The sequence below is a fragment of the Nocardia sp. BMG51109 genome (assembly GCF_000526215.1).
Taxonomy (GTDB): Bacteria; Actinomycetota; Actinomycetes; order Mycobacteriales; family Mycobacteriaceae; genus Nocardia.
This window is the reverse complement of the sequence record NZ_JAFQ01000003.1, coordinates 35,860-58,839: the sequence shown is the minus strand read 5'-3', so window position 1 is coordinate 58,839 and position 22,980 is coordinate 35,860. Positions and strand designations below refer to the sequence as shown.

26 protein-coding genes are annotated in these 22,980 nt (G+C 66.5%); 7 read left to right on the top strand and 19 right to left on the bottom strand.

Annotated features, from left to right (window positions below):
* Positions 1 to 40: 40 nt before the first annotated feature.
* The gene (locus D892_RS0100470; protein ID WP_024799372.1) at positions 41 to 481 is read left to right on the top strand and encodes a hypothetical protein; all 441 of its coding nucleotides are present in this window, start codon (positions 41 to 43) and stop codon (positions 479 to 481) included.
* 324 nt (positions 482 to 805) lie between these two features.
* On the top strand, positions 806 to 2,206 hold the full coding sequence (locus D892_RS0100465; protein WP_051498929.1) for an NAD(P)/FAD-dependent oxidoreductase: 1,401 nt from the start codon (positions 806 to 808) through the stop codon (positions 2,204 to 2,206).
* 567 nt (positions 2,207 to 2,773) lie between these two features.
* Here D892_RS0100465 and D892_RS0100460 read toward each other — a convergent pair.
* The 3 genes from D892_RS0100460 to D892_RS0100450 form a co-directional block, all read right to left on the bottom strand.
* Positions 2,774 to 3,106, bottom strand: a complete 333-nt coding sequence (locus tag D892_RS0100460) for a hypothetical protein (protein ID WP_156959313.1) — start codon at positions 3,104 to 3,106, stop codon at positions 2,774 to 2,776.
* 102 nt (positions 3,107 to 3,208) lie between these two features.
* Positions 3,209 to 4,750 (bottom strand): FAD-dependent monooxygenase, encoded by a 1,542-nt coding sequence (locus tag D892_RS0100455; RefSeq protein ID WP_024799369.1) that lies wholly within the window; start codon positions 4,748 to 4,750, stop codon positions 3,209 to 3,211.
* Positions 4,751 to 4,947: 197 nt separating this feature from the next.
* Entirely contained in the window at positions 4,948 to 5,928 is a 981-nt protein-coding gene (locus tag D892_RS0100450) for an alpha/beta hydrolase family protein (protein ID WP_024799368.1), read from the bottom strand.
* Between the two features lie 285 nt (positions 5,929 to 6,213).
* Here D892_RS0100450 and D892_RS0100445 point away from each other — a divergent pair, with 285 nt between their 5' ends.
* Complete coding sequence (locus D892_RS0100445; protein WP_156959312.1) at positions 6,214 to 6,825, top strand: hypothetical protein; 612 nt, start codon at positions 6,214 to 6,216, stop codon at positions 6,823 to 6,825.
* Between the two features lie 443 nt (positions 6,826 to 7,268).
* Here the strand turns inward: D892_RS0100445 and D892_RS43330 are convergent, their stop codons facing one another.
* The 7 genes from D892_RS43330 to D892_RS0100410 form a co-directional block, all read right to left on the bottom strand.
* Positions 7,269 to 8,066 carry a hypothetical protein gene (locus D892_RS43330; protein WP_156959311.1) on the bottom strand — a complete coding sequence of 266 codons (798 nt, stop codon included), beginning with the start codon at positions 8,064 to 8,066 and terminating at the stop codon, positions 7,269 to 7,271.
* 210 nt (positions 8,067 to 8,276) lie between these two features.
* Positions 8,277 to 8,843 carry a hypothetical protein gene (locus D892_RS0100435; protein ID WP_024799365.1) on the bottom strand — a complete coding sequence of 189 codons (567 nt, stop codon included), beginning with the start codon at positions 8,841 to 8,843 and terminating at the stop codon, positions 8,277 to 8,279.
* A 31-nt stretch (positions 8,844 to 8,874) separates the two neighbouring features.
* Complete coding sequence (locus D892_RS0100430; RefSeq protein WP_024799364.1) at positions 8,875 to 9,465, bottom strand: hypothetical protein; 591 nt, start codon at positions 9,463 to 9,465, stop codon at positions 8,875 to 8,877.
* A gap of 59 nt (positions 9,466 to 9,524) precedes the next feature.
* Positions 9,525 to 9,677 (bottom strand): hypothetical protein, encoded by a 153-nt coding sequence (locus D892_RS46230; protein ID WP_156959310.1) that lies wholly within the window; start codon positions 9,675 to 9,677, stop codon positions 9,525 to 9,527.
* 9 nt (positions 9,678 to 9,686) lie between these two features.
* Complete coding sequence (locus tag D892_RS0100420) at positions 9,687 to 9,917, bottom strand: hypothetical protein (RefSeq protein ID WP_024799363.1); 231 nt, start codon at positions 9,915 to 9,917, stop codon at positions 9,687 to 9,689.
* Complete coding sequence (locus D892_RS0100415) at positions 9,908 to 10,186, bottom strand: hypothetical protein (protein WP_024799362.1); 279 nt, start codon at positions 10,184 to 10,186, stop codon at positions 9,908 to 9,910. The genes D892_RS0100420 and D892_RS0100415 overlap by 10 nt, the downstream gene beginning before the upstream one ends.
* A gap of 7 nt (positions 10,187 to 10,193) precedes the next feature.
* Positions 10,194 to 10,709 carry a hypothetical protein gene (locus tag D892_RS0100410; RefSeq protein WP_156959309.1) on the bottom strand — a complete coding sequence of 172 codons (516 nt, stop codon included), beginning with the start codon at positions 10,707 to 10,709 and terminating at the stop codon, positions 10,194 to 10,196.
* A 354-nt stretch (positions 10,710 to 11,063) separates the two neighbouring features.
* Here D892_RS0100410 and D892_RS44360 point away from each other — a divergent pair, with 354 nt between their 5' ends.
* Positions 11,064 to 12,272, top strand: a complete 1,209-nt coding sequence (locus D892_RS44360; RefSeq protein WP_036566469.1) for a helix-turn-helix domain-containing protein — start codon at positions 11,064 to 11,066, stop codon at positions 12,270 to 12,272.
* A gap of 1 nt (position 12,273) precedes the next feature.
* Here the strand turns inward: D892_RS44360 and D892_RS0100400 are convergent, their stop codons facing one another.
* Positions 12,274 to 12,588 (bottom strand): putative quinol monooxygenase, encoded by a 315-nt coding sequence (locus D892_RS0100400; RefSeq protein WP_024799359.1) that lies wholly within the window; start codon positions 12,586 to 12,588, stop codon positions 12,274 to 12,276.
* A gap of 608 nt (positions 12,589 to 13,196) precedes the next feature.
* Positions 13,197 to 13,598: a hypothetical protein gene (locus D892_RS39980; protein WP_156959308.1), complete on the bottom strand. Its 402-nt coding sequence runs from the start codon at positions 13,596 to 13,598 to the stop codon at positions 13,197 to 13,199.
* 175 nt (positions 13,599 to 13,773) lie between these two features.
* On the opposite strand from D892_RS39980, the gene D892_RS0100390 reads away from it, so the two are divergent.
* Together D892_RS0100390 and D892_RS0100385 are read left to right on the top strand one after the other, a co-directional pair.
* Positions 13,774 to 14,211 carry an SRPBCC domain-containing protein gene (locus D892_RS0100390; RefSeq protein WP_024799357.1) on the top strand — a complete coding sequence of 146 codons (438 nt, stop codon included), beginning with the start codon at positions 13,774 to 13,776 and terminating at the stop codon, positions 14,209 to 14,211.
* 20 nt (positions 14,212 to 14,231) lie between these two features.
* Positions 14,232 to 15,140: an alpha/beta hydrolase gene (locus D892_RS0100385; protein WP_024799356.1), complete on the top strand. Its 909-nt coding sequence runs from the start codon at positions 14,232 to 14,234 to the stop codon at positions 15,138 to 15,140.
* 23 nt (positions 15,141 to 15,163) lie between these two features.
* Here the strand turns inward: D892_RS0100385 and D892_RS0100380 are convergent, their stop codons facing one another.
* The 4 genes from D892_RS0100380 to D892_RS0100365 are packed head-to-tail and all read right to left on the bottom strand — an operon-like array spanning position 15,164 to position 20,027.
* Entirely contained in the window at positions 15,164 to 16,867 is a 1,704-nt protein-coding gene (locus D892_RS0100380; protein WP_024799355.1) for a nitric oxide reductase activation protein NorD, read from the bottom strand.
* Entirely contained in the window at positions 16,864 to 17,685 is an 822-nt protein-coding gene (locus tag D892_RS0100375) for a CbbQ/NirQ/NorQ/GpvN family protein (protein WP_036566441.1), read from the bottom strand. Before D892_RS0100375 ends, D892_RS0100380 begins: the two co-directional genes overlap by 4 nt.
* A 1-nt stretch (position 17,686) precedes the next feature.
* On the bottom strand, positions 17,687 to 18,850 hold the full coding sequence (locus D892_RS0100370) for a spirocyclase AveC family protein (protein WP_036566438.1): 1,164 nt from the start codon (positions 18,848 to 18,850) through the stop codon (positions 17,687 to 17,689).
* Positions 18,851 to 18,854: 4 nt separating this feature from the next.
* Positions 18,855 to 20,027 carry a spirocyclase AveC family protein gene (locus D892_RS0100365; protein ID WP_024799352.1) on the bottom strand — a complete coding sequence of 391 codons (1,173 nt, stop codon included), beginning with the start codon at positions 20,025 to 20,027 and terminating at the stop codon, positions 18,855 to 18,857.
* Positions 20,028 to 20,223: 196 nt separating this feature from the next.
* Here D892_RS0100365 and D892_RS0100360 point away from each other — a divergent pair, with 196 nt between their 5' ends.
* Positions 20,224 to 20,826 carry a TetR/AcrR family transcriptional regulator gene (locus tag D892_RS0100360; protein ID WP_024799351.1) on the top strand — a complete coding sequence of 201 codons (603 nt, stop codon included), beginning with the start codon at positions 20,224 to 20,226 and terminating at the stop codon, positions 20,824 to 20,826.
* Positions 20,827 to 20,837: 11 nt separating this feature from the next.
* Here D892_RS0100360 and D892_RS0100355 read toward each other — a convergent pair whose 3' ends face one another.
* The 3 genes from D892_RS0100355 to D892_RS0100345 form a co-directional block, all read right to left on the bottom strand.
* On the bottom strand, positions 20,838 to 21,065 hold the full coding sequence (locus D892_RS0100355; protein ID WP_036566436.1) for a ferredoxin: 228 nt from the start codon (positions 21,063 to 21,065) through the stop codon (positions 20,838 to 20,840).
* Positions 21,032 to 22,234, bottom strand: coding sequence for a cytochrome P450 (locus D892_RS0100350; RefSeq protein ID WP_024799349.1), 1,203 nt, complete (start codon positions 22,232 to 22,234; stop codon positions 21,032 to 21,034). The genes D892_RS0100355 and D892_RS0100350 overlap by 34 nt, the downstream gene beginning before the upstream one ends.
* Before the next feature lie 238 nt (positions 22,235 to 22,472).
* Positions 22,473 to 22,970: a nuclear transport factor 2 family protein gene (locus D892_RS0100345; protein ID WP_024799348.1), complete on the bottom strand. Its 498-nt coding sequence runs from the start codon at positions 22,968 to 22,970 to the stop codon at positions 22,473 to 22,475.
* Positions 22,971 to 22,980: the final 10 nt, after the last annotated feature.

The following is a 22,980-nucleotide window of genomic DNA, read 5'->3' as shown; positions in this document are numbered from 1 at the left end:
AATCCGGGCACCTCCGGCACGCGGCGCAATACCGTGGAGTATGCGCACTTTCGTCCACCTGCTGCTGTTCGTCTGTGCAGTCGCCATCGCCGTCGGGGCGTTCGGCCCGCTCATCGGCACGATCGATGCCCGGGACGTGCGGCTCGACGACCTGCGCAACGGGTTCGCCGCCGACCGCACCCTGGAGCAGATCGGCGGGACCTCCGCATCCCTCACCTCGTCCCTGGCGATCGTCGTGCTCGTGATCGCCGCCATCGTGCTGCTGGCCGCGCTGTTCGGCTCGAAGGCGCTGGGCTGGCTCGGCGTGCTCGCGGGGCTGGCCGTGCTCGGCGTGCTGGCCTGGCGGCTGGACGAGCGGTTCGACGACCAGCTTCGCAACGACTACCGGAACCTGCTCGACGGCGCCTGGGGCCTGTATCTGCTCGGCGGCGGCGTACTCATAGCGTTGGTGTCGCTGTTGATACCGCGCGAGCGGGCGTAACACCGCGACGACACATCCGCACCGACATCCCGGCACCGGACCACCGGCGTCGTTCCGAACGCTTCCCATGGATGTCGGAACACAGGTCGACACGCTGTCGAGTCAGGACGGCCGCTGCGGGGTCCACCACCATCATTACCGCATGCTCGGGGCCCGAACCCACGGATCCGGGTTCTCGTCCTCCCGAGAGGGAACGGTGGCAAGCTGTCGCAGTACCGACCGCGGACGGGCCGACGAGTACCCGCACCGGCAACGCGTGGGAGTCTGGAACCGGTGGTACCCGACGGACTGCCGGGACAACCCGCACAGCCGAGAGGAGCGCGCATGTCGATCGAGACCGTGGACATCGAGACTGTGGACATCGAGGCCGTGGACGCCGTGGTGATCGGGATGGGACCCGGCGGAGAGGACGTGGCCACCCGGCTGGCCACGGCGGGCCTGGCCGTCGTCGGCGTCGAGGGCCGGCTGGTCGGCGGCGAGTGCCCGTACTACGCGTGCGTGCCCACCAAGATGATGGTGCGCGCCGCCGAGACCCTGGCCGAGGCGCGGCGGGTCGGCGAGCTGGCGGGTTCGGCGTCGGTGCGCTCGGACTGGCGCCCGGTGGCCGACCGCATCCGCGACGAGGCGACCGACAACTGGGACGACACGGTCGCGGTCGAACGCTTCGAGAAGGCGGGCGGCCGATTCGTCCGCGGCTGGGGCCGCATCACCGCACCCGGCGAGGTGACGGTGACGACCGCCGACGGCCCCCGGGTTTTCCGCGCCGACCGCGCGATCGTGCTCAATCCCGGTACGGCCCCGGCGGTTCCCTCCCTCGAGGGTCTGGAGGGCACGCCCTACTGGACCAACCGCGAGGCCGTCACCGCCACCGCGGCCCCCGACTCGCTGATCGTCCTCGGCGGCGGTCCCGTGGGTATGGAGTTCGCCCAGATCTTCGCGCGCTTCGGCGCCTCCGTCACGACGATCGTCCCGCACCGCATCCTGCCCCGCGACGAGCCGGAGGCCGCCGACCTCTTGTCGGAGGTCTTTGCCGCCGAAGGAATTTCGATCCGATCCGGCGCAGCGGCCACCCGGGTCGAGTACGACGGCGACAAGTTCACCCTGCACCTGAACGCGGGCGAACCCCTCCAGGCCCGGCAACTCCTGGTGGCGACCGGCCGCCGAACCGACCTGGCGGCCTTGGGAATCGGCGCGATCGGCCTGGACGAATCCGCCCGCGGCATCGAGGTCGACGACCACCTCCGCGCCGCCGAGGGCGTCTGGGCCATCGGCGACATCACCGGCCACGGCGCCTTCACCCACATGTCCATGTACCAGGCCCGCATCGCCGCCGCCGACATCCTCGGCAGGCCAACGGATCCGGCCCAATACCACGCGGTCCCCCGCGTCACCTTCACCGATCCGGAGGTCGGCGCGGTCGGCCTCACCGAATCCGAGGCCCGCGACGCCGGCCTCACGGTGCGGACCGCCGTCACCGATCTCGCCTCCTCGACCCGCGGCTGGATCCACAAGGCGGGCAACGCGGGTCTGATCAAACTGGTCGTCGACTCGGACCGCGGGGTGCTGGTCGGTGCCACGTCGGTTGGGCCGGTGGGCGGAGAAGTACTGGGAGCACTGGCCGTTGCGGTCCACGCCCGCGTCCCGATCCACACCCTCCGCAGCATGGTCTACGCCTACCCGACTTTCCATCGCGCCATCGAGGCGGCGCTCGACAACCTCGACTGAACCGACAACAGGGTGCGCGGGCTGGCCGGTGTACGTGCTCAGCTCTCCCCTCGCGTCCAGCAGAGTTCGACCCGTCTGCGCGCAGGAACGCTAAAGACCGTCGGAGCGGTACTGGGCCGCTCGACCATCCCCGCGTGCGCGGGGAGCACTCGTTGGTGCAGCCGCGCAGCGCCTTCTCGATCGGATCATCCCGCGCATGCGCGGGGAGCGCGCCGACGTCGTAGGCGTTGCGCGGGGATCATCCCCACATGCGCGGGGGAGCACTCACCCGCAGCCCGAGCACGGCTACCGCATCCATTGGGATCATCCCCGCATGCGCGGGGAGCACACTTCTTGACCAGGTACTTCACAGCAGCATAGCCCGGATTTCATTCAGTTTGCTCGGGATCGAACCTTCGCCCGGCCGATGTGCCGAAGCCGGACCAGATCGCCCGAAGCCTGCAATCCGTCGGCTCCTGACCCGTCGGGGTCAAGGCCGGTGCATCGCTGGGAGTCGGCTGCGGACAACACGCAGTGACCAATAACGTTCTCGTAGTGGCAGTCTGGGCATCACAGCATTCAGAGCACTCAGCTGGAGTTCTCGATCCGGTACTGCTCCGCCAGCTCCTCGAACATCCCGGGGCGGCCGGGCTGCATCACGACCGGCAGCGTATCGCCTACGAGCTCGCGAACTTGTGCCACGACCTGCGACGCCTTCTCGCGGGACACGTAGACGCCCACGACGAGCACCGGGGCCTCGTCACCGTCCTCGGCGTGCTCGTCGTCGTCGAGGGAGAATCCCCACGGCACCTCGCACGGGGGCGGGTGATCGGGGTCCGGGCACAACAGGCGCCCGATCGGCTCCTGCAACGCCAGCGCCTCCTCGGCGCTCGGGCACCCGTGGACTCGAATCTCATACACCTGAAGCTCATCCGACTCCGGCATACGCCCTCCGCACTCGGCACAACTGCGGCGTCAACGGTAACCGCCGCAGCGGCATGCCGCATCAGGTAGACGACCCGGTCAGGCGGTGCCGGACCGGGTCGGGTCGCCGAGCCAGCGCCGCAGCGCCGCCGCGAGTCCGTCCGGACCGCCGTCGCTCGCCCAGGCGACGTACCCGTCCGGCCGGGAGAACAGGCCGGTAAGGTTCTGCGCCACAAGGGGTTTCGCGGTGACGATCCGGATGTGATCGGACCACGGTTCGGCGGCGGCGCGCAATTCCGCGGAATCGGCCGGATCCAGCAGGACGGCCCCACCGGCGGTGAAATACTGGGCCAGGCGACTGCCGTCGGCCAGGTCCAGGTCCGGGACGACCCCACCGACCAGCGGATGCCCGTCACCCAGGTCGTAGCGGTTGAGCACGCCGGTGAGCCGTTTTGCGACGTAGGTCGCGCCGTCCTTCGTCGCGAGCAGTTCCGACAGCACCTCCCGCATGGCCTTGCTGTGCGGGTCCTTCCGCATGACCGCGACCTGCGCCCTGGTCCAGTGCAGCACCCAGGCGCCGATCGGATGCCGCTCGGCGGTATAGGTTTCGAGCAGATCCTCCGATGCCCGGCCGCCGAGCACCGCGGCGAGCTTCCAGCCCAGATTGACGGCGTCGCCGATGCCGAGGTTGAGCCCCTGGCCGCCGAACGGCGAATGCACGTGTGCCGCATCGCCGGCCAGCAGCACCCGCCCCGACCGGTAGCGGGTGGCCTGCCGGGTGTTGTCGGTGAACCGGGTGGCCGAGTGCACCTCCCCGATCCGCACCGGTGCCCCGGAGACGCGGCGCATGCTTCGTTCCAGTTCCGCGGCGGTGATCGGGGCGGACCGATCGGCGGGCGGGCCATCCGTTTCGACGGTGAGAATGCGGCTGGTGCCCTCGGAATGGGGGTTGTACGCGTAGATCCCGGTATCGGTACTGTTCCAGCCCGGCCGCAGGCTTTCGGTTCCGCTGATCGTCACGACGGCCTGGTGCCCGGTGATCTCCGGGTCCACTCCGGGAAACTCGAATCCGGCCTGTTTGCGGACCGGGCTGCGGCCACCGTCGCAGCCGACCAGCCAAGCGGCGCGGACCGATTCGTCACCGAGATCCACGGTGACTCCGTCGGCGTCGGCGGCGAAACCTCTGGCCTGCACACCGCGTCGCACCGGCACCCCGAGTTCGGCGACCCACCGGCCGAGCACCGTCTCGACGCCCTGCTGATCCACCATCATGAAACCGCCCGCGGCGCCGAGGTCGGCGAACGCGGGATCGGTCGCATCCACGTCGGCACGGTGGATGAAGATTCCCGCGAAATGTCCGGCGAACGGCGGCCGTCCGTCGCCCGGCGATGGGGCCGTGTGGGCGAAGGCGGGCAGGATCTTCGCGATATTGCGGTGGTGGTACTCGCTCATCGCCGGCAACAGTCCACGCCGATCGAACATCTGCATGGTGGAGGCGTTGACCCCGCCGGCCTTCAGCGTGCGATCCATCTCCGAAAGCCGCTCGATCACAAGCACATTCACATCATTCAGCCGCAGTTCCCCGGCGAGCATCAGTCCCACTGGCCCCGCACCGACAATGACCACATCGAATTCGTCCATGGCACGACCGTCGGCGACGCTTCTTGCACCGCCCTCACGCGCCACTTGCGGCGCGCCTACATGCGGCGCCATCGGCTCCTCGGTGCTCGGGCACCCGCGGACACCGATCTCTCACACCCGAGGCTCATCCGACCCCGGCATACCCCCATGCCGACCACCGGAGTGGACCGCCCCATCACGGTGTGACCTATGCCGGGCTACCCGATCGTCTGCGCCAGGAACGGCCACGACGTGCGCAGGTCGTCCTCCCAGTAGCCCCAGGAGTGGGTGCCGACGGGACGATCGTCGAAGGTGACCGGGATGTTCAGTTCGTGCAGGCGGTTCGTCAGGTTCACGGTGCAGTAGCGGATGGCCGCCTCGATCGGTCCGCCGAAGACGACCTGCACCGGCAGCGGGATCCGGCCCTCCTGGACCCGGCGGTCGCCCGGGGTGTCGTGCGGTGCCGCCGGAACGCCGCTGCCCGCGCTCAAGTAGACGGCGGTTCCGCGCAGTCGGTCCGCGTTGACCAGGGGGTCGTTGGCGCGCCACAGCGGGCTGTCGGCGGGGCCCCACATGTTCTCGACGCTCTGCCCGCCGCCCCAGTTCTCCACCGTCAGCCGGACGAACTCGTGCCCGATCGAGTCCGAGGTCTGCGCGCAACCGCTGTAGGACGCCACGCTCTTCCAGAAGCCGGGTTTGGCGATCGCCAGGTTCAAGACCGAAGTGCCGCTCATGGATACGCCCGCCAGGGCCCGATTGTCGTTGGCGCCCAGGTACTGCTCGATGACGGGCGGCAGCTCCTCGTTGATGAACGTCTGCCACTTGTTGTGGCCCAGTACGGCGTCGTCGCGGATCCAGTCGGTGTAGTACGAGTTGGCGCCGCCGAACGGTGTCACCACGTTGACGTTCTTGTCGCCCAGGAAGCTCACGGCGTCGGTCTGCACGTCCCAGCCGCTCTGGTTCGGGCCGCCCCCGGAACCGTTGAGCAGATACACCGTGGGCCGCGACGGGTCGGCGGCGCGGATCACCTGCACCGGAATCGGCCTGTTCATCGCCGGCGAGAACACCGTGACGGTCTCCTGCCGACCGTTCACCCCCTCCACGGAAACGACATCGGGCGCCGCGCCGACGGTACTCGCGACGCCGGTCAGTCCGGCCGCCACTAGCGCACCGGCCACCGCCAGGCGCAGCGTGGCCATGGACGTCGATCGCCGTATTCCCACAGTTGGTCCCTCTCGTGTCCTCGGGTATCGGCCGCCAGCCCTCGCCGGGTGCTGCCGTTGGTCATCGTTAGAAGATTCGTGCTGCTACCGTGCCCGGTTTGGTCGATTGCCGAACGTCGCGCCTACCGGGCCGGGACGCCCTCGAAAGTGTGGGCCTGTCGCCCATGATCATCGCAGCTATTGTGCGTCTGGGGGGCTCGACACCGACCTATCGCGTTGCGCCGATTCACTCCCGCCACGACCGACGACGAGGAGATATCCATGACAACGCCCGGCATCCGCAGAGTCGTCACCGGCTTCGGCCCCGACGGCAGAGCCCGCGTGGTCTCGGACGAACGCATCGCCGCGAGCCAGCCCGAACAGTGGTCCATCTGGGCCGCCGACAACGTGATTCAGCTCCCCGGCGACGGCACCGCACCCCCGTTCCGAGGCCCACTGCTCCCCGCACCCGGCGGCTTCCACATCACCGTGTTCACCCTCCCACCGCACTTCGACCCCGACGCGCTGTTCGACACCGACGACATCGCCGAACGCGAGGCCGCCTTCACCGCGAGCATCGACCGCGAGGCCCACCCGATCCTCCCCGACCCCAACCCCTACGGCTACGGCACCGTCCGCGGCACCTCCATCCTGCACGCCAACGCCGCCGTCGACTGCCTCATGCAGATCTCCGGCGAAACAGTCTTCGTCCTCGAGGACACGGAAATCCTTCTACAACAAGGCGATTGGATCATCATCAACGGCGTAACCCACGCCTGCCGCAACGACCTCGCCGAACCGTCCCTCCTCCTCGGCGTGGTAATCGGTGCCTGCCACAACGGAATTCCCCTGCGGCACCCCGACTCCACCGCACAGATTCCCGGAACCGACTGACAACTGCGACCGGCCTACCGTTTTCGGGCGCTCAGCCTTCGCCCACCAGGTCCCCGCAGCACATGCGGTCCGTCACCGCAATCTGCTGTGGTGGATGATGGAGGGAGGAGTCTCGAGAGACGGGCTTCGTTGAGATGCAGAGGCGCTGGGTCCTGGACATGCAGCGTCGATATATTGATACCCAGCGTGATCGTTTGATGGCATCCTTGGGACGTGTCCAAACTTCAATGGTCCGCCGAGCATGCAGCGCTTGTGACCGACCAGGGTAAAGTCGTGGGGAAACTTGACATATTTCCAGGCGGCAGAACTATCGTTTCGAGGATGCGGCGTTTGTTGAGGGTGAACGGTTCTCGCGCATGCGTGGTCACCGGCAGCTCGTCCTCCACTGTCTGATCGTAGGAAGTATCGAAAAGTATTGCTGCGGAACGCATTGCGCTGACTCGTCAGCGGTCTCGTTCCCGTGTCCGTTCGCGACCGAGTTCCTTGTCCCGGCCCCGGGACATCTCCGGTGCCGGGCGTTCGCGGGCTCGTTCCAGCTCGGTCGGTGTCGGCTGTGTGACGGCCAGCAGATCCGCGATCTCGCGGCCATTCATCGGAAGCCGCTGCCCACGCTCGAATGCCTCACGCTCCTGTTCCCGGACTACGGCGAGCCGGGCGGCGGCCTCCTTCCGCGCCTTGTGGACAGCGGCATCGGCCGCCTCCCGCTCGCGGGTCTCCCGCTCCTGCCGTTCCCGCTCCTGCTGCCTGTGCCGGCCGGACTCCTCACGCGGCTTCAGGCCGAGCCATTCGTCCCGCCACTCCCGCACCGCACGCTCCTTCGCCAGCTCAATGATCCGCTCCCGCTCGGCCCGTGCCGGAACCGTCCGTAGCTCACGCCGGCACTCCTCCCGCTCTCGGATCCTCTGCTGCGTCTTCTGTTGCCGCGCTCTCTCACCGACACCGGGCAACTCGAGTTGCTGCCCCGGTTCGCGTTGCAGTCCCCGTGCCCAAATTTCGCGGGCGGCCTCTCTCGAAACCACCTGGTGCGTGAACTTGTCCGGGAAGTCCCGGACAAGTCCATCGATCAGCTCGCGCGCCGGTTCCGAGATCGCCTCACCCTGCACCGAGCGCAACGTGTGATGGGCGACGTCACCTCTGTCGATCAGCTCCCGGACGACCCTCAATTGAGTCTCGTCTTTCTTCCCGCCCACCCGACCCGACTTGTCCTCGATGGTGAAAGTACGGCCTCGGTCTTCTTTCACCTTGTCGAACTGAATTCGATCCTTGCCGCACTCGTAGGTTCGGGAGTGGTGGCCGTATCCGTTTTCACGGTCCCGGAAGAACCGATCGGTGCCGTTCTCGAATATCCTTCCACGCTGGTTGCTGTCGAAGCCATTGCGGTCACTATCATAACCATCACCAGGCATAACTACGCCCCGACCCCGAAACTACGAAAGAACGTTGATGTCAGGTCACACGAAGGGAGGATGATCCGGAAGAGTCGTTCTCAACTCGGAAAAAGACGGGCTTCCGTCGTCCTTGCGCAGCCTCCAGTACGCCACTGATACCAACTCGACCAAGTTCAGAAACTCGTTCTCGACTACGTACTTGACGAGGAAATCTGCGGTGCAGGTCTTCCAGTCTCGGAATGGGAAAACTATCGCAGGCTTGATATCACCGTAGATGGTCACGTCCGGGCAGTCATTGTAGCCGGGTGGCATGTCTGTCAAATCACACCATCGTGCATCCAGGTACCGGATGAACCACTCGCCTGTGAAGCACACGAGCTGATCCACGAGGTCAGAATTTTCCGGAATAGTCACGTCCTTGATGTCAGGGAATCGCTCCGCGATCATGTCGCTGATCTCGACAGCCTCGTCGGACTCGAAGTCCCAGGGCTCCGCCGGAAGCGCAGGCAATCCGGCGCGTTTCAGGAACTTGCGGGTCTGCGCTGACTGGCGCTGCGGGTCGGCCCACGCTGCCCATGCGCTCGGCTCGACATCCACGCTGATATCCAAACCGATCTGCTCGTCATCCACGTCTGGCTCCCCTCGGTTCGTCGGTTGGCGGTCACTGTATCGGTGGCCGGGTCGTGCCGTGCCCGTGGTCGAGTGCGGCGAACCGTTCGATGTTGGTGCGGTCGAGTGCGACGGCCGCGATCCACAGGTGCCGCATCTCCCCTGGCGGCGGATACGGGTTGTCGGTGCCCCGGAAGGTGATCGCGGTCGGCTCGGACTTCCCGGCCGGACGGATGAGATCGTGACGGTCGGCCGAGTGGACGAACAACACCGCGGCGCACATGCGCTGGAGTTCGAGCCGGGGGTTGTCCGGTTCGGTCCGGCCGGGGTCGATGACGACGGCCATGCTGTCGGATACCCCGGTCGGGACGAACGCCACGTGCCCGCAGTAGGACATGCCGAAGCCCCACAACGGAATCGGGGCACTGCGTTGCAGCACGGTGGTCGCCCGGTCGTAAGGGTGGATGTCCTCGGTGGCAGGCGGCATCCGGTCGACCGGGATCGCCTTGATACCGATCGTGGAATCGTCGCCGGTACCCCATGAATAGATCACCGGGCCGTCTGCGCAGACGTGCGCGCCGAGCATGTAGGACTGCGCTGCCTCGAGGAACTTCGGGGGCGGGATCGGGGCGTGTCCGGCCACCGGTGGCGGGGGTGGGAATGGTCATGCGGGTACTGCTGTCCTCTCTGCTCGGTGATCGATCATCGGTGTGGCCTGTGCCGGCGCTCGTCGTCGATGCGCCGGCGGATGTCGTGCACGCTGCGGCCCGGCGGGATCCGGCGCGGCCACCACCGCACCGCCAGGAACCCGAACACCAGGACACCGAGCAGCGACAGCGCGAAAACCCAGAGCACGCGCGGCTCCTACTCGGTGCCCGGCGAGGTCGGCCACGGCTCGAGGTGGTCGAGACTGCCGCTGCACAACAGTTCGCCGCCACGGCACAGGAGCCAGCCGCAGGGCGGTGCCGGTGCCCGGACGACACGATGGTCCGGCCCCGCGCCGGCCTCGATGGCCCGCGCCCGCCGCTCGGCGGCCTCCCGCCCCGACACCTCCGGCAGTCCCGACACCTCCGGCTGTGCGCCGGTCAATCCCACGGCCGTACACTCGTCCGACTACCGATCGAAACCTGCTGCGCGGGAACCAGTTCCGCCCACAGCTCATGCCGCACCGCATCCCACAACCCGGCCAGCTGCGGCCACCCGTCCCGCGCCTGCGCCAAGTCCGGAAAGACCTCATACGACACCAGCACCACACCGTCCTCGCGGACGGTCATGATGCGGGCGGTGTGGCCGGCCAGCTGCCAGGTCACCTCGCACCCGTCGACCTCGGTCCTGCGGACGTTCGCAGCCTTGGCGTCGCTCATGACGGCCCTACCCGTCGGCGCCCGCCGGCATGCGCACGGCGAACATGTGGGTGTCGGGGTCGGCCAGGCCGTCGAGTACCGCGAGGAGCGTTCGCAGGTCCGGGACGGGCGGCAGCGCCAGGGAATCGGATGGCCGGGGCGGGAACGAGATTCCCCGCACGGCAGCACGTTCCCGCGGAGTCTCCGTCGGGGGCACGATCTTCCCCGCCTTCACCAGGCGACTGTAGGCGCTCGCCTTCCGCGGGCACTCGAGCGCGCGGCAGGCGATGTGCTGCTGGAGAATTCGCGCGGCCTCGGGCACGGTGAGCCGGTGGTCAGGGTGGGCGTGATCCGCCTCGTCGGGCCGGGATGCCGCCCAGATGGTCGGCGGGCACACGGTTTCCAGGGTGAACATCTCGCACACCCGGCTGGGAGTGTTGTCGACGGTGGCCAGGTCATAGACGACCACGGCATCGACAGCCAGCCCAGCCGCCAGACCGAGGGCATACCCGACCGGGTCCGGATGGTCGGCCGGCGGCCGCACCGTGTACAGGACTATGTACCCCAGTCGTGCTGTGTACCTTTGGGTTTCTACTGCATGCCGCGGTGCGTCGAGGCCTGACACGTCGCCGCGCACCAAGCAGACCGCCGTCGGCTTGTCATTCGGTTCGCCGGATTCCATGGTTTCCTCTCGGCTTGATTTCGGTGGGCGCCCGCCGCCGGGGAAGCTGTTCGCCGTCGGCCGGACGTCACAGTTGGGTTGGCCGATCAGCGAGAGGCACTGCGTCGACCCGGCGGCGGGGCTGCCGCAGACTTTTCCGGAATTCAAGCCAGCGAAGTGCCAAACTTTTTGGCACCCTGGAAGTCGCAGAGAGCGTTGAATAGAGCGGTGGACAGGATGCCCAAAGATCGTGGCAGCATTGGTTCCCGAGTCGCTCAGGCCCGGAAACTGGCAGGGATTACACAACGCGAACTGGCTGCGCGAGCAGACGTTTCACACAGTCTCGTGCGTGCTGTCGAACGAGGCGCTGTACCGGCTTCCGCGGCCTTCCTCGGCGCCGTTTCCAAGGCGCTCAGGGTCAGCGTTCCGGACCTCACAGGTCAGCCGTACACGCCCACACCCGGCCAGGACAGCGAGGTACATGCCGCAGTGGCAGTGCTGCGAACCGAACTCGCAGCCTACGACCTGGACAACTCCGACGTGACCGAAATCCGGCCGCTTGCGCGGATCGCCGGGGATGTACAGCACATCAGTCGCTACCGGCGTGCGGCGGCGTTTCACAAATTGGGGCGTGCGCTGCCACCGCTGCTTGGGGAAGTGCGTGCGACGGTGCATCGCAGCCACGGCAGGGAGCGTGAGCAGGCGTGCACACTTCTCTGCGAGTTGTACTACTCATCTCACAGTCTCGCGCACAAGCTCGGATACACCGACCTCGCCGCCCTTGCTATCGACCGTTTAGCCTGGGCTGCAACCGAATCCGATGACCCTCTGTGGATTGCGACGAGTCAGTTTCACCGCGCGGCCATCCTGACCTCCGGCGGGGACTGGTCGGCAGCGTTGACATTCCTCGAGCGCTGCCGCTCCAGCGTCGAACCTCGTTTGAGCGCCGGCCATCGCCGGGACCTGATCGCGTGGGGAGGGCTGCACCTCCAGTCCGGTCTGGCCGCTGCACGCTCTGGAAGGCGTGATCTCGCCGACGCCCACCTCGCCGAGGCCCGCGAGACGGCGACCCGGGTCGGGGACAACAACGATCCGATCATGTCGTTCGGGCCGACGAACGTCGACATTTGGGCGGTTGCGCTGGCGGTCGAGGGTTTGGATGGTGCCGAGGCGCTGAACCGGGCCGGCACCCTCGTCATCCCGGCCGGCACGCCGAAAGAACGAGCCGGCCACCACTACATCGACCTGTCGCGAGCGTACCTACTCCACGGCGACCGCATGAGATCCCTCGAAGCCCTGCACACAGCCCGCACGATCGCACCCTCGCAGACCCGATACAACCCGATGGTTCATGAGACGGTCCGGGCGCTGGCACGCGCCGAAGCACGCAGCGTGGACACCGTTCACGGTTTCGCTGTGTGGTGTGGAATCACCAACAGTCTGTAGCTCAACCTTCGGTGGGGAGCCCTTTCGCGGCCGCCGGCGTCAGGAACTCGACCCGTGACGAGGAGACGTACTTGTCACGCTCGGAGAGGAAGTGCTTCGTATGCGGTTGCCGTTCGTGCTCCTCGAAGGCGTCGCGGTCGCGGTATACCTCGTAGAAGACACGTGCCAGGGGCTCGTTCTCTACGGTGTGAGTGGAGTAGACGAGCGTGCCCGGCTCGTGCTGGATGATGCCGTTGACGGTTTCGGCGACCAGTCGGTCGAATGCGCCGGCCTTCGCGGCATCTTGCAGGTCGAACCTCACGACGAGCGCAAACATCGAATCTCCCTTGCAGTCAACGGAACGCATGATGCCCGGACCGTCGTGCCACTCCGGGACAATTCACGGTACAGGCGCATCGCCGGCCGTCGCCTCGAGCCGCGAATGAGACGCGTCATCAGCGCCTTGCTCTCGGCACAGCGTGTTCCGCAACATTCCGCAACACAGTAGGCAGGGAGCTGACCGTGCGTCTAACGTTCATGGCCAAGGACCCGGATTCGAATCCGGCAGGTTCACCAACGCTCTACCGCACCGACCGCGGTTCCTGGGTAATGCAGGGATGGGAGTTCGCCGACCCCGAACCCTCGGGCAGTTCCTTGTCGGTGCAGGCGTGCGGCGGATCAACCCCGCGTGCACGGGGAGCACAACTCGGCGCTGTCCCAGATCCAGTCGATGGGGGGATCATCCCCGCGTGCGCGAGGAGCACACTTCCTGAACAGCAAGTTTCATACGACATCGAGCGAAATTCAATCGGTTTCTCGGAAGCTGATCTTGAACGACGGAAATAGCGGCGACCTTCTCACTACGACCGGGGCGCGGGCCGTCGTACGGATAAGGGAAGCATGGGGCGTACTGACGGAGCTGCTGTTGCTTCGGCTCGGTCCCGGCTACCGGGTATCCAGCACCATCGTCACAGGTACGCGGATCTCACCGCCGGGCTCGAAATGCAGGACGACCGTGTCCTGGTTCCAGTCGATTCGGGGCTCGGTGCTCCAGGCGAGCGGGATCGTCACGACGTGACCGCGCGGCACGTCGTCGGCGGCGAGCCGGCCTAGCCAGACTTCGTAGCGGTCGTCGTCCATGGGGCTGTGGACACGCTTCACCGCGGCGGCATAGTCACCTGTCGGTGCCGGATAGGTCTGAACCGTGTGGGTGCGATGCATGAACAGGGCGACCGCCGCCACCGTCGTAACGACCACTCCCCCAACAACACCGATAACCAGTCCGGTGAGAAAGGGCCCACGTGCGGGTCTCCGGGAGTGGATCGTATCCGGCGGCGGGTGCGTCATGGCCCTCATCATGCACCGCCCGGCACCTTCCTGCGGCGGGTCCTTCGGCTCCGGCCACGATGACATCGGCGGATCCAGCCGACACGCACGACAGCGGGCTGGAACCCGGTAGGAGCCCGGACCACGATCATGTAATGCTTGGCACCATGGCCGGATTCGATGCGGGGGTGCGTGGATGACGTCTGATGCCGAGTTGAACCCTGACGCGGTCGAGGTCGGGGACTTCGTCTCGCAGCCGCCCGATGTCGTGTGGGGGGCGCTGACGGAGCCGGATCTGCTGGAGCGGTGGCTGATGCGGCCGATCGGGTTCGCCGCGGTGACCGGGACGCACTTCATCTTCGCATTGCCCACTCCGCAGACCGGCGAGATCGCCTGCGAGGTGCTCGCGACTCGGCCGGGTGAGCAGCTGACCCTCAGCTGGGTGGATCTGCAAGCCGACCGCCCTGCCCGCTGGATTGTCGACTGGACGATCCGGCCGGAGGGCCGCGGTACCCGACTTCTGTTGACGCAGACCGGATTCGATATCGAGGACCGTCGGCAGAAGATGGCACGCAACGCCATGGAGCGAGGCTGGCGGAGCGCTCTGGCCCGAATGCGCGACGTCCTCGCCTGAGCGGGCAGGAGGTCGGGTCGATGACGTCGTTGCGGGCGCGGGCACTCATCGCGCAGATGCGGTTGCGGCAGAACAAGCGGTTCTACGCCGACCCCGCAACGATGCGCGACAGTTTGGCACGGCATCAGGCACCGGAGCGGTCGCGTCCGCCGCGGCGGATGACCGATACCTGCGATATCACCAGCCGGGTGGTCGAAGGGTGCGAGGTCTACACCCTCGCGCCGGCGGGCGGGCCGACATCGCCGCGGCACATCTTCCATATGCACGGCGGCGGCTTCGTCGAAGCGCCCGAACCACACCACTGGCACTTCGCGGCCAGGATCGTCGCCCGGCTCGGGTGCCTCTACACGATGCCGATGTACCCGTTGGCGCCCGAGCACGATCACCGGTCCATCGTTCCCATGGTCGAGCGGGCCTACGCCCGCGTCACCGACACCGTCGCACCCCGGAACCGGATCGTCTTCGGCGACTCGGCGGGCGGTACGCTCGCGCTCACCCTGGTCCGTCACCTGCGCGAACGCGGACAGCCACAGCCGGCCGCGCTCGCGTTGTTCTCCCCGTGGATCGACCTCGCCACCGACGATCCCTTATCGCTGACCCTCGACTACCGCGACCCGGAGCTCGGTGTCTCGGGTCTGAAACAGGCCGGCCGGTGGTACGCGGGCAGACGAGCGCTCGACGATCCGGAGATCAGCCCCGCATTCGCCGACCTCGCCCGGCTGGCCCCGATCGTCGTCTTCATCGGCCACCGCGACATCCTGCTACCCGACGCCCGCCGTATCCGAGAACTCGGCGATCTCGCGGGCGTACCCGTCGAGCTGCACGAATACCCCGGAATGTTCCACAACTGGATCATGAAGAACATCCCCGAGGCCCGGCGAGCCACCGACGAACTCCTGCGTTTCCTGGGTCGCCGGGACGACGGCTGAGGTCGATGGGTCCACCACCGTAGCTACACCTTGACTCCCCGCGCCGGCTTCGGCGCGGCGAGTTCCCGGAGGGAGGACAGGAACAGCTCGTCCATCTGGGGGCTCAGCTCGGACAGGGTGGTGGCGCTGGCGCAGCCGGCGGAGCCGAAGACTCTGTCGAGTGCGTCGGTTTCGGTGCCTGCGCCGATCGACAGGCACAGGCAGGCGACGCCGTCCGCGCGGAGTTCCTCGAGTGCCTTGTAGGCGTCGGCTTCCGCGTAACGACCTTCGTAGCCGTCGTCGTAGGGAAAGCCGTCGGAGAGGACCAGCAGCAGCCGATTCTGTGTTCCCGCTTCGGTTTTGAGTATCTCGCCCGCACCGCGGATGCCGGCGCCGAGGCGGGTGTACTTCGACGGTTCGAGCTGGTTGAGCCGGGCTCGCCCGACCGCGCCGAAACGTTGTCCGAAGGTTTTGATCGCCGGTAGCTGGACCGAGTGCCGGCCCTCCGACCGGAACGCATAGACGGCGACGCGGTCCCCGAGTTCCTCGAGCGTAAGGGCCAGGGTGGAGGCCGCGCGGCGCTGGTGATCGTGCACGGCCAGGCCCTCCGGATCGGTATCGGTGGCGGATCCGGAGGCGTCGATCAGGATGAGGACGCCGAGATTGCGAGCGAGTTTGCGGCGTTCCAGATAGACGTTCTCCGGCGGGGAAAAGCCGGAGCGCAGATCGACGAACATGTCGATCAGTGCCTCGATGTCGAGTTCGTCGCCATCAGGGCGGCCCCGTAAAACCTTGGGGCCGAGGCCGATACGAGCCAGCCGCCGACGGAGCACGTCGTCGGGGGGAACACCGGCGGCGGAGACGTCCGCGGGGACCGTCAACGGAAAGTCGACGACCCGGCACCACTCGGGCCGATACCGATTGTTGTGGACGTCCCACTCCGGATAGAGGGCGCCCCCCACACCGACGGCGCTGCCCGGGTTGTCGTCATCGGTGAAATGAATCTGCGTGGGAAGCGGCCGGGCATTCGCCCCGGCCATGCGTGCCCGCCGGACGGCGCGCACTTGCGCCTCCGCTCCGGCCGGCCCGTCTCCGGGTGACCGCGAGGTGCCGAGCTTCTTGCGGAAGTAGTCCATCAGCGTCTGCGAGCTGAAGAGCGGATTCTCGAACAGCTTGGCAATCTTGCTTTCCCCGCCCTCGTCCGCGTCCTCGTCGTCATCGTCGGCCTCGGGGATGTCGAGGGGATCGAATTCCAAATGCAGCTCTTTGTCGGTGGCCTGCGCTCCCTCTCCCGCGACGGGCGCCAGCAGCCGGGAGGGTTTGATGGCGCCGAACCATTCCGGTGGATCGGCGACCTTCTTTCGGCCTTTGGCCACCTCGAGCGATTCCTCGGCGGTCGCGGTGCTCGGCTCGCCGTCGAGGCGGAACGAGGCAGCGGCCGGAATCCGTTCGGCGAGTTCGGCGAACACCCGATGGCCTTCGAGTGCCAGATAGCGGCGCGTTGTCGTGGCGCGCCCCCGCAATGCCTTCACCCATCGCTGATCCAGGCTCCCCGCACCGAGCAGGGCCGCCTGGAACAGCAGTTCGCGGCGCTGCTCGGTGACGGTGCGGCCGGCCGAGACGAATATGACCCGACCGTTCGTATAAGGCCCCTCGCCGCCCAATGCCTCCGCGACATCGACGGATCGGCCGGCAACGAAAGTGGCGAGGAGCCGGAACCGCTCGGGACTCGAATCGACGGCTGTCATGACCGGGGCAGGAAGGCGTCGACGAGTTCGCCCAGGGCGCGGACGACATCGTGATCGTCGGACAGGGCCTGAACGATGGCCGACTGAACGGCACTGCGCAGGCTCAGCCCCTCGGCGGCAAGGCCGCCGGCGAGGATCAGCATGCGGGTGGAGGCCACTTCACGCAGCGGCGAGCCGTCCAGGTTCCGGATCGCGTGACCGAGCCGGACCAGGGAATGCGCTGTCTCGGAATCGATTCCGGCTTCGTGGGCAACCACCTCCGTCTCGATCTCGGCAGGCGGGAAGCCGAGTTCGATGGCGACGAAACGCTGCCGTGTCGACTCCTTGATGTTCTTCAGGACGCTCTGGTAGCCGGGATTGTAGGAAATCACCAGCTGAAACCCGGGTGCCGCCGGCAAGGTCGTGCCGAGCCGATCCACCGAAAGCTCACGGCGGTGATCGGCGAGCGGATGGATGACCACGGTGGTGTCCTGCCGCGCCTCCACCACCTCGTCGAGATAACAGATGGCGCCCTCGCGCACGGCCCGGGTCAGCGGCCCGTCCACCCAGACGGTTTCTCCGCCCTTGAGCAGGAACCGGCCGACCAGGTCCGCCGACGTCATATCCTCATGTCCCGCAACGGTAATGAGATCGCGGCCGAGTTCCTTTGCCATGGCTTCCACGAAGCGAGTCTTCCCGCATCCCGTGGGCCCTTTCAACAGCACGGGCAGACCACGGCGGGACGCCGCGTGAAAGACCTCGACCTCGTCCCCTACCGCTCGATAGAACGGCGCCGCCGACTCGGTCTTGACTGCGGTGGGGTGATTGTTGGTCAGCAACTTATTCTCCTCGGTCGAAGGGGACGGTCTTCGGGGGCTCGACGCCCTCGGGAAGGACCAGCCGGCCGTCGGTATCGATGTAGCCGGAATCCCTGGTGGGGATCGGCAGAGCGGGGTCCGGACAGGGCTTGTCGGTCCCGTCGCCGCAGGTACCTGCGGTGAAGTAGGAACGCTTCTGGACATCCTCGGGCCAGGGGTCGGCGTGCATGCCGAACCACTGCGCGGGCACGTTGTAGAAAACGAAGAAGAGCGCGCTGCACGCCGCGAAGATCGCCAGGAAGCGGGTGAACTGCTGTCTCACGAATCCGCCGCGGATACGGTCCAGTCCGCGTTCGACGACCGTGCGGCCACGATCGTCGGTGAAGTAGCGAAGACAGCACAGACCTGCCTGGACGCCACCCCACATGAGTCCTTCATACACGGGCCACTGGTAGTAGGTGCCGGCATTCAACGACACGGACCGGATGGAGCCGGGGAACGAATACAGCCCCATCGGCATCAGGACCAGGCCCTCCATGACCAGGTCGAAGAGAAATGCCCACACGGCCACGACGCCGACCAGGCCGAGGTTGCTGATGCCCGGCCACCTCGCCTTGACACGCCGCATGACGAAGCAGCCGAAGATCGTGCACAGCAGAACTCCGTACGCATATCCCGGCGCATTCATCAGCAGCGGTTCCGCCACCTGACGACCCGGCTCGTCCGGCGACACCCAACCCGGAATGTGCGGCGACCAGGATCCCCGGTTCCACATCCAGGTGTTGTAGGTGCACCACGTGTTCAGATAATTCAGGAGCGGGTCCTGGAAGAACATCAGGCCGCACGACACCAGGAGCATGCCGTCCAACGTGATTCGGCGCTCGCGCCGCCACGGCCTGACGATGAACCACCAGAGGCCGATCGGCAGGCCCAGCACGATTCCGGCCGTATAGACGGTCAGAATCGTCTTCATCAGCTCCGGCGGATCGCTCGGGCCCGTGGGGACCCGCTCGAAATAGGGGCCGGTGACCCACCGGATCCAGACGTACAGCTGAAGCGCGAGAAGCGCGCCCCCGATAACGGCCCAGATCCGGATGGGCTTACCGGGGGACTGCACCTGGGCGCCGAGCGAGGCCACTTTGTCGGCCGACTCGGTGACGACAGGTGCATTCTCCCTTTCCGACATATTCTCAATTCCCTCGATCGAACGGAACGATCTCCGGCCGCTTCACACCCTCCGGGTATACGAGCTGGCCGTCCTGGTTGATGTAGGCGGAATCCTTGCTGGGGATCGGTAGCGCTGGATCGGGGCAGAGGCGACCCGTCCCCTCACCGCAGATGCCCATGTTGAAGTACGAGCGCTTCTGGATGTCCTCGGGCCAGGGCTCGGCGTGCATGGCGAACCACTGCGAGGGAATGTTGTAGAACACGAAGAAGAACGCGCTGCACGCCGCGAAGATCGCCAGGAAGCGGGTGATCTGCTGCTTCGCGAACCCGCCGCGGACACGTTCCAGCCCTCGTTCGACGAATGTCCGGCCACGGTCGTCGGTGAAGTAGCGCAGCGCGCAGAGACCGGCCTGGACGCCGCCCCACATGAGCCCCTCATAGAGCGGCCACTGGTAGTAGGTGCCGGCGTTGATCGACAGGGACTGAATGGCACCGGGATAGGTGAAAAGGCCCATCGGCATCAGGAACAGGCCCTCGATGACGAAATCGAAGATGAACGTCCAGACGATCAGCACACCGATCAGTCCGAGGTTGTTGATCTTCGGCCAGCGCGCCTTGACCTTGCGCATGACCCAGCAGCCGAGAATCGTGCACAGCAGCACCCCGTACGAGTAACCCGGCGCATTCATCAGAATCGGTTCGGCCATCATGTGGCCCGGCTCGCCATAGGACTGCCAGCCCGGAACGTGCTGGACCCACGAGCCGCGGTTCCACATCCACGTGTTGTACGTGCTCCACGTGTTGAAGTAGTTCAGCAGCGGATCCTGGAAGAACAGCAGGCCGCAGGCCACCAGCAGCATGCCGTCGAGCGTGATTCGCCGCTCGCGGCGCCACGGCCTGACGATGAACCACCAGATGCCGACCGGCAGGCCGACGATGATCACGGCAGTCCAGGTAATGAGGATCGCCTTCATCAATGTCGGCGGATCGCTCGGCCCGGTGGGCACCCGCTCGAAATAGGGCCCGGTGACCCAGCGGATCCACACGTACACCTGAAAGGCCAGGATCAGGCCGCCGATGACGGCCCAGATCACGACCGGTCTGGATTTGGATTGAACCTGGGCACCGAGTGAGGCCACTCCCCGGGCCGACTCGGTGACAACGGGTGGGCTCTTCTTGTCCGACGGGGCACTCATGACACCGTCTCCTTCTGGATCGTTGCAATACAGCGCTCACGTATCCGCTCGACCCCGACTTCGCCGGGGGCACAGCAGAAGTCGCTCGACGAGGTAGTCATCGATGACTCTCCTTCGGTGCTCGACCGCGATCAATATACCATCGGGTATCTCAGTAACCAATGGGTTTCTCAGATCCTCTGGTAGGCTCGACAGCATGGTGGAGCGGTGGACGGTGGAGCGGCGGCTGGAGCACACACGTTCGCTTCTGCTCGATGCCGCGGAGGCGGTGTTCGCCGAAAAAGGCTTCACCGCAGCCACTCTCGACGACATCGCCCGCACGGCCGGCTACACGAAGGGCGCCATCTACAAGCACTTCTCCGCAAAGGAAGACCTCTTCCTGGCCGTGAGCGACCGATATTGGCGTCGCTACTTCGACACCTTCGCCGAGGTACTGTCGGCGGCAACCCAGGTGGGAACGCGCGAACTCGACGAAATCGCCCAGCGCTGGCGTCAGCTCAGCACCGACCGCGGCGCCGACCAAGCCGCGCTGGGCCTCGAGTTCACGCTCTACCTGCTGCGCAACCCCGAGGCCCGAGAACGGGTGGAGGCCAAGAGGTTCGAGGTCGCCGAGGCGCTGGCGAAGTTCATCGCCGAGGGCCTCGAGAAGATCGGCGGCACGCTGCTGATCCCGCCGCTGACGTTCGCCCGCATCCTCATCACCACCACCGACTCCGTCGTACTCGGCAGCCAACTCGACGACATCGACCTCTACCGCCCGACCATCGAAATGTACGTCTCGGCAATCAAACTGCCCTGAGCCGAGGGCTCTCACTCTTCCCCGACGATGCTGATCGCCTGGCGTGGGCACCGCCGAACCGCTTCGCGCACAACGCCTTCGGTATCGTCGGCGACCTCGGGGCGGAGCACCTCGAGTTCGTCGTCCTCGGTGAGATGGAAGACATCCGGTGCGAGGCCCATGCATATGCCGTTGCGCTCGCACTGGACGTCGTCCACGTCGACTCTCACGGCAGCACCCGCACCGGCAGCTTCGACCATCCGGCCACGTTCTGCATGGTGACCCGCTCGCAGCCGTCCCAGTCCACCTCGTAGCGCGGCATGAAATCGAGCAGATGCTCCAGGGCTATGGCCGTTTCCAGCCGGGCCAGAGCGGCACCCAGGCAGCTGTGAATCCCGTATCCGAGTGCGACATTCAGCGCCTCGCTGCGATCGCGATCGATGTCGAAGGTATCGGCGTCGGTGAAGGCGTCCGAATCGCGGTTGGCCGAGGCGCCGATGAGGAAGACCGGCTTACCCGCGGGGATCGTCACCCCGTGCAGGGTCACCTCTTTCAGCGTGCATCGCACGTTGTACTGAACCGGGCCCTCGTACCGCAGCAGTTCCTCGACGGCTTGCGGCACCTTGCCGCGGTCGTCGAGCAGCTTCTGCCACTGGTCGGGATTGCGGGCGAAGACCGCGGCGGCGGTGCCGACCAATTTGGTGACCGTCTCGGCCCCCGCACCGCCGAGAAGCGTGGCGAACCCGGCTATTTCCTCGTCGTCCAGGGAGGACATCTCGCCGTACTCGCGTTCGATCTCGGCCGCGATCAGGGTGCTGATCATGTCGTCCCGCGGTTCGGCGCGACGCTTCTGGACGAGTTCGTAGTAGAAGGCGGATTCGGCGTCGATCGCCCGCATGCCGGCCTCGGTCATCTCCATCTGCCCCGGCTCGCGATGCAGGGACACGTCCATCCACACCCGGACCTGCTGGCGGAATTCCTCGGGCACCCCGGCCATCCGGGTGATCACCTCGACGGGGAACGGCGCCGAGAAGTCCCGGACGACGTCGAACCGGGCCGGATCGGCCGCACTCAGGTACTTGCGGACCAGTTCGACCACGGTGTCCCGCTGGGATTGAACGGCCCGTGGAGTGAACGCCCTGCTCAGCAGGCTACGCATGTGCCGGTGATCGGGCGGATCCATGAAGATGATCGACTTCTGCGGCGGCTCACCGGATTTGATCATTCCGAGATCGACACCGCGCGTCGACGTATAGGTCCCGTGGTCCTTGAATGCCGCGGCCACATCTTCGTGCCGGGTCAGGGCGTAGAAGTCGTGTTCGGCGTTGTAGTAGACCGGCGCCTCTTCCCGCATGCGCCGGTATATCTCATACGGGTAGGCGTAGAACTGTTCGGAAAACGGATCGAATTCCACACTCGTGGTCACCAATGTCACTCCTTCGAGCAGACGTGCACCACCACCGGTCGGCCGAAAGTCCGATCAGCCCACCGACGGCGGCTGCCACGAGAACGTTCCTGCCGCGCAGGCGTGGCGTTCCCGCTGTCGTCTTCGCCGACCCGCTGTCCGGGTCGGCCCACCCAAAGATACAACCTCGTATGTGAGATACGGGTCGGTATGTGGAGAATTTTCCGGAAGCCCGCACCGCTCCCGCCCCGGCGGTGCGTACTCAGCGTCCGAATCGGCGGGCGAGGGCGACACCGGTGGAGCGGAGCCGGTCGGAGATGCGCACGGTGAACAGCGGGTTGAAGACGTCCATGCGCAAGCGGGTGAGCTCGGAGGTCTTGATGCGCCACCGGCCGTCGATCTTCTCGTAGGTTTCGTGATAGTGGCCGTAGCCGTTCAGGTTGACGCCCGGGGCCAACCGGACCACGTCGTTCAGCGCCCACACGCCGGTGGCGGTCGTCGGCGAGGTCAGTTCGATCTCGGGGGCGTGCACCTGGTGCACCGTCGGCTGCGCGGGCTTGCCGAGGGTGGCCCGGAGGAAGGCCACGAACTCGTCGGCGCCGTCGATCACCTTGCCGCCCGACGCGGACGTGTCGCTGACGAAGTCGTCGGTGAACAGCTCACGCCACGCATCCCACTGCTTCGTGTCGAGATAGCGGCAGTAGCGGGCCTTGAGCTGCTTGATCGCCTCGATCTCCAGCAGCGTGGCGGCGGCATCCATCGAAAACCTT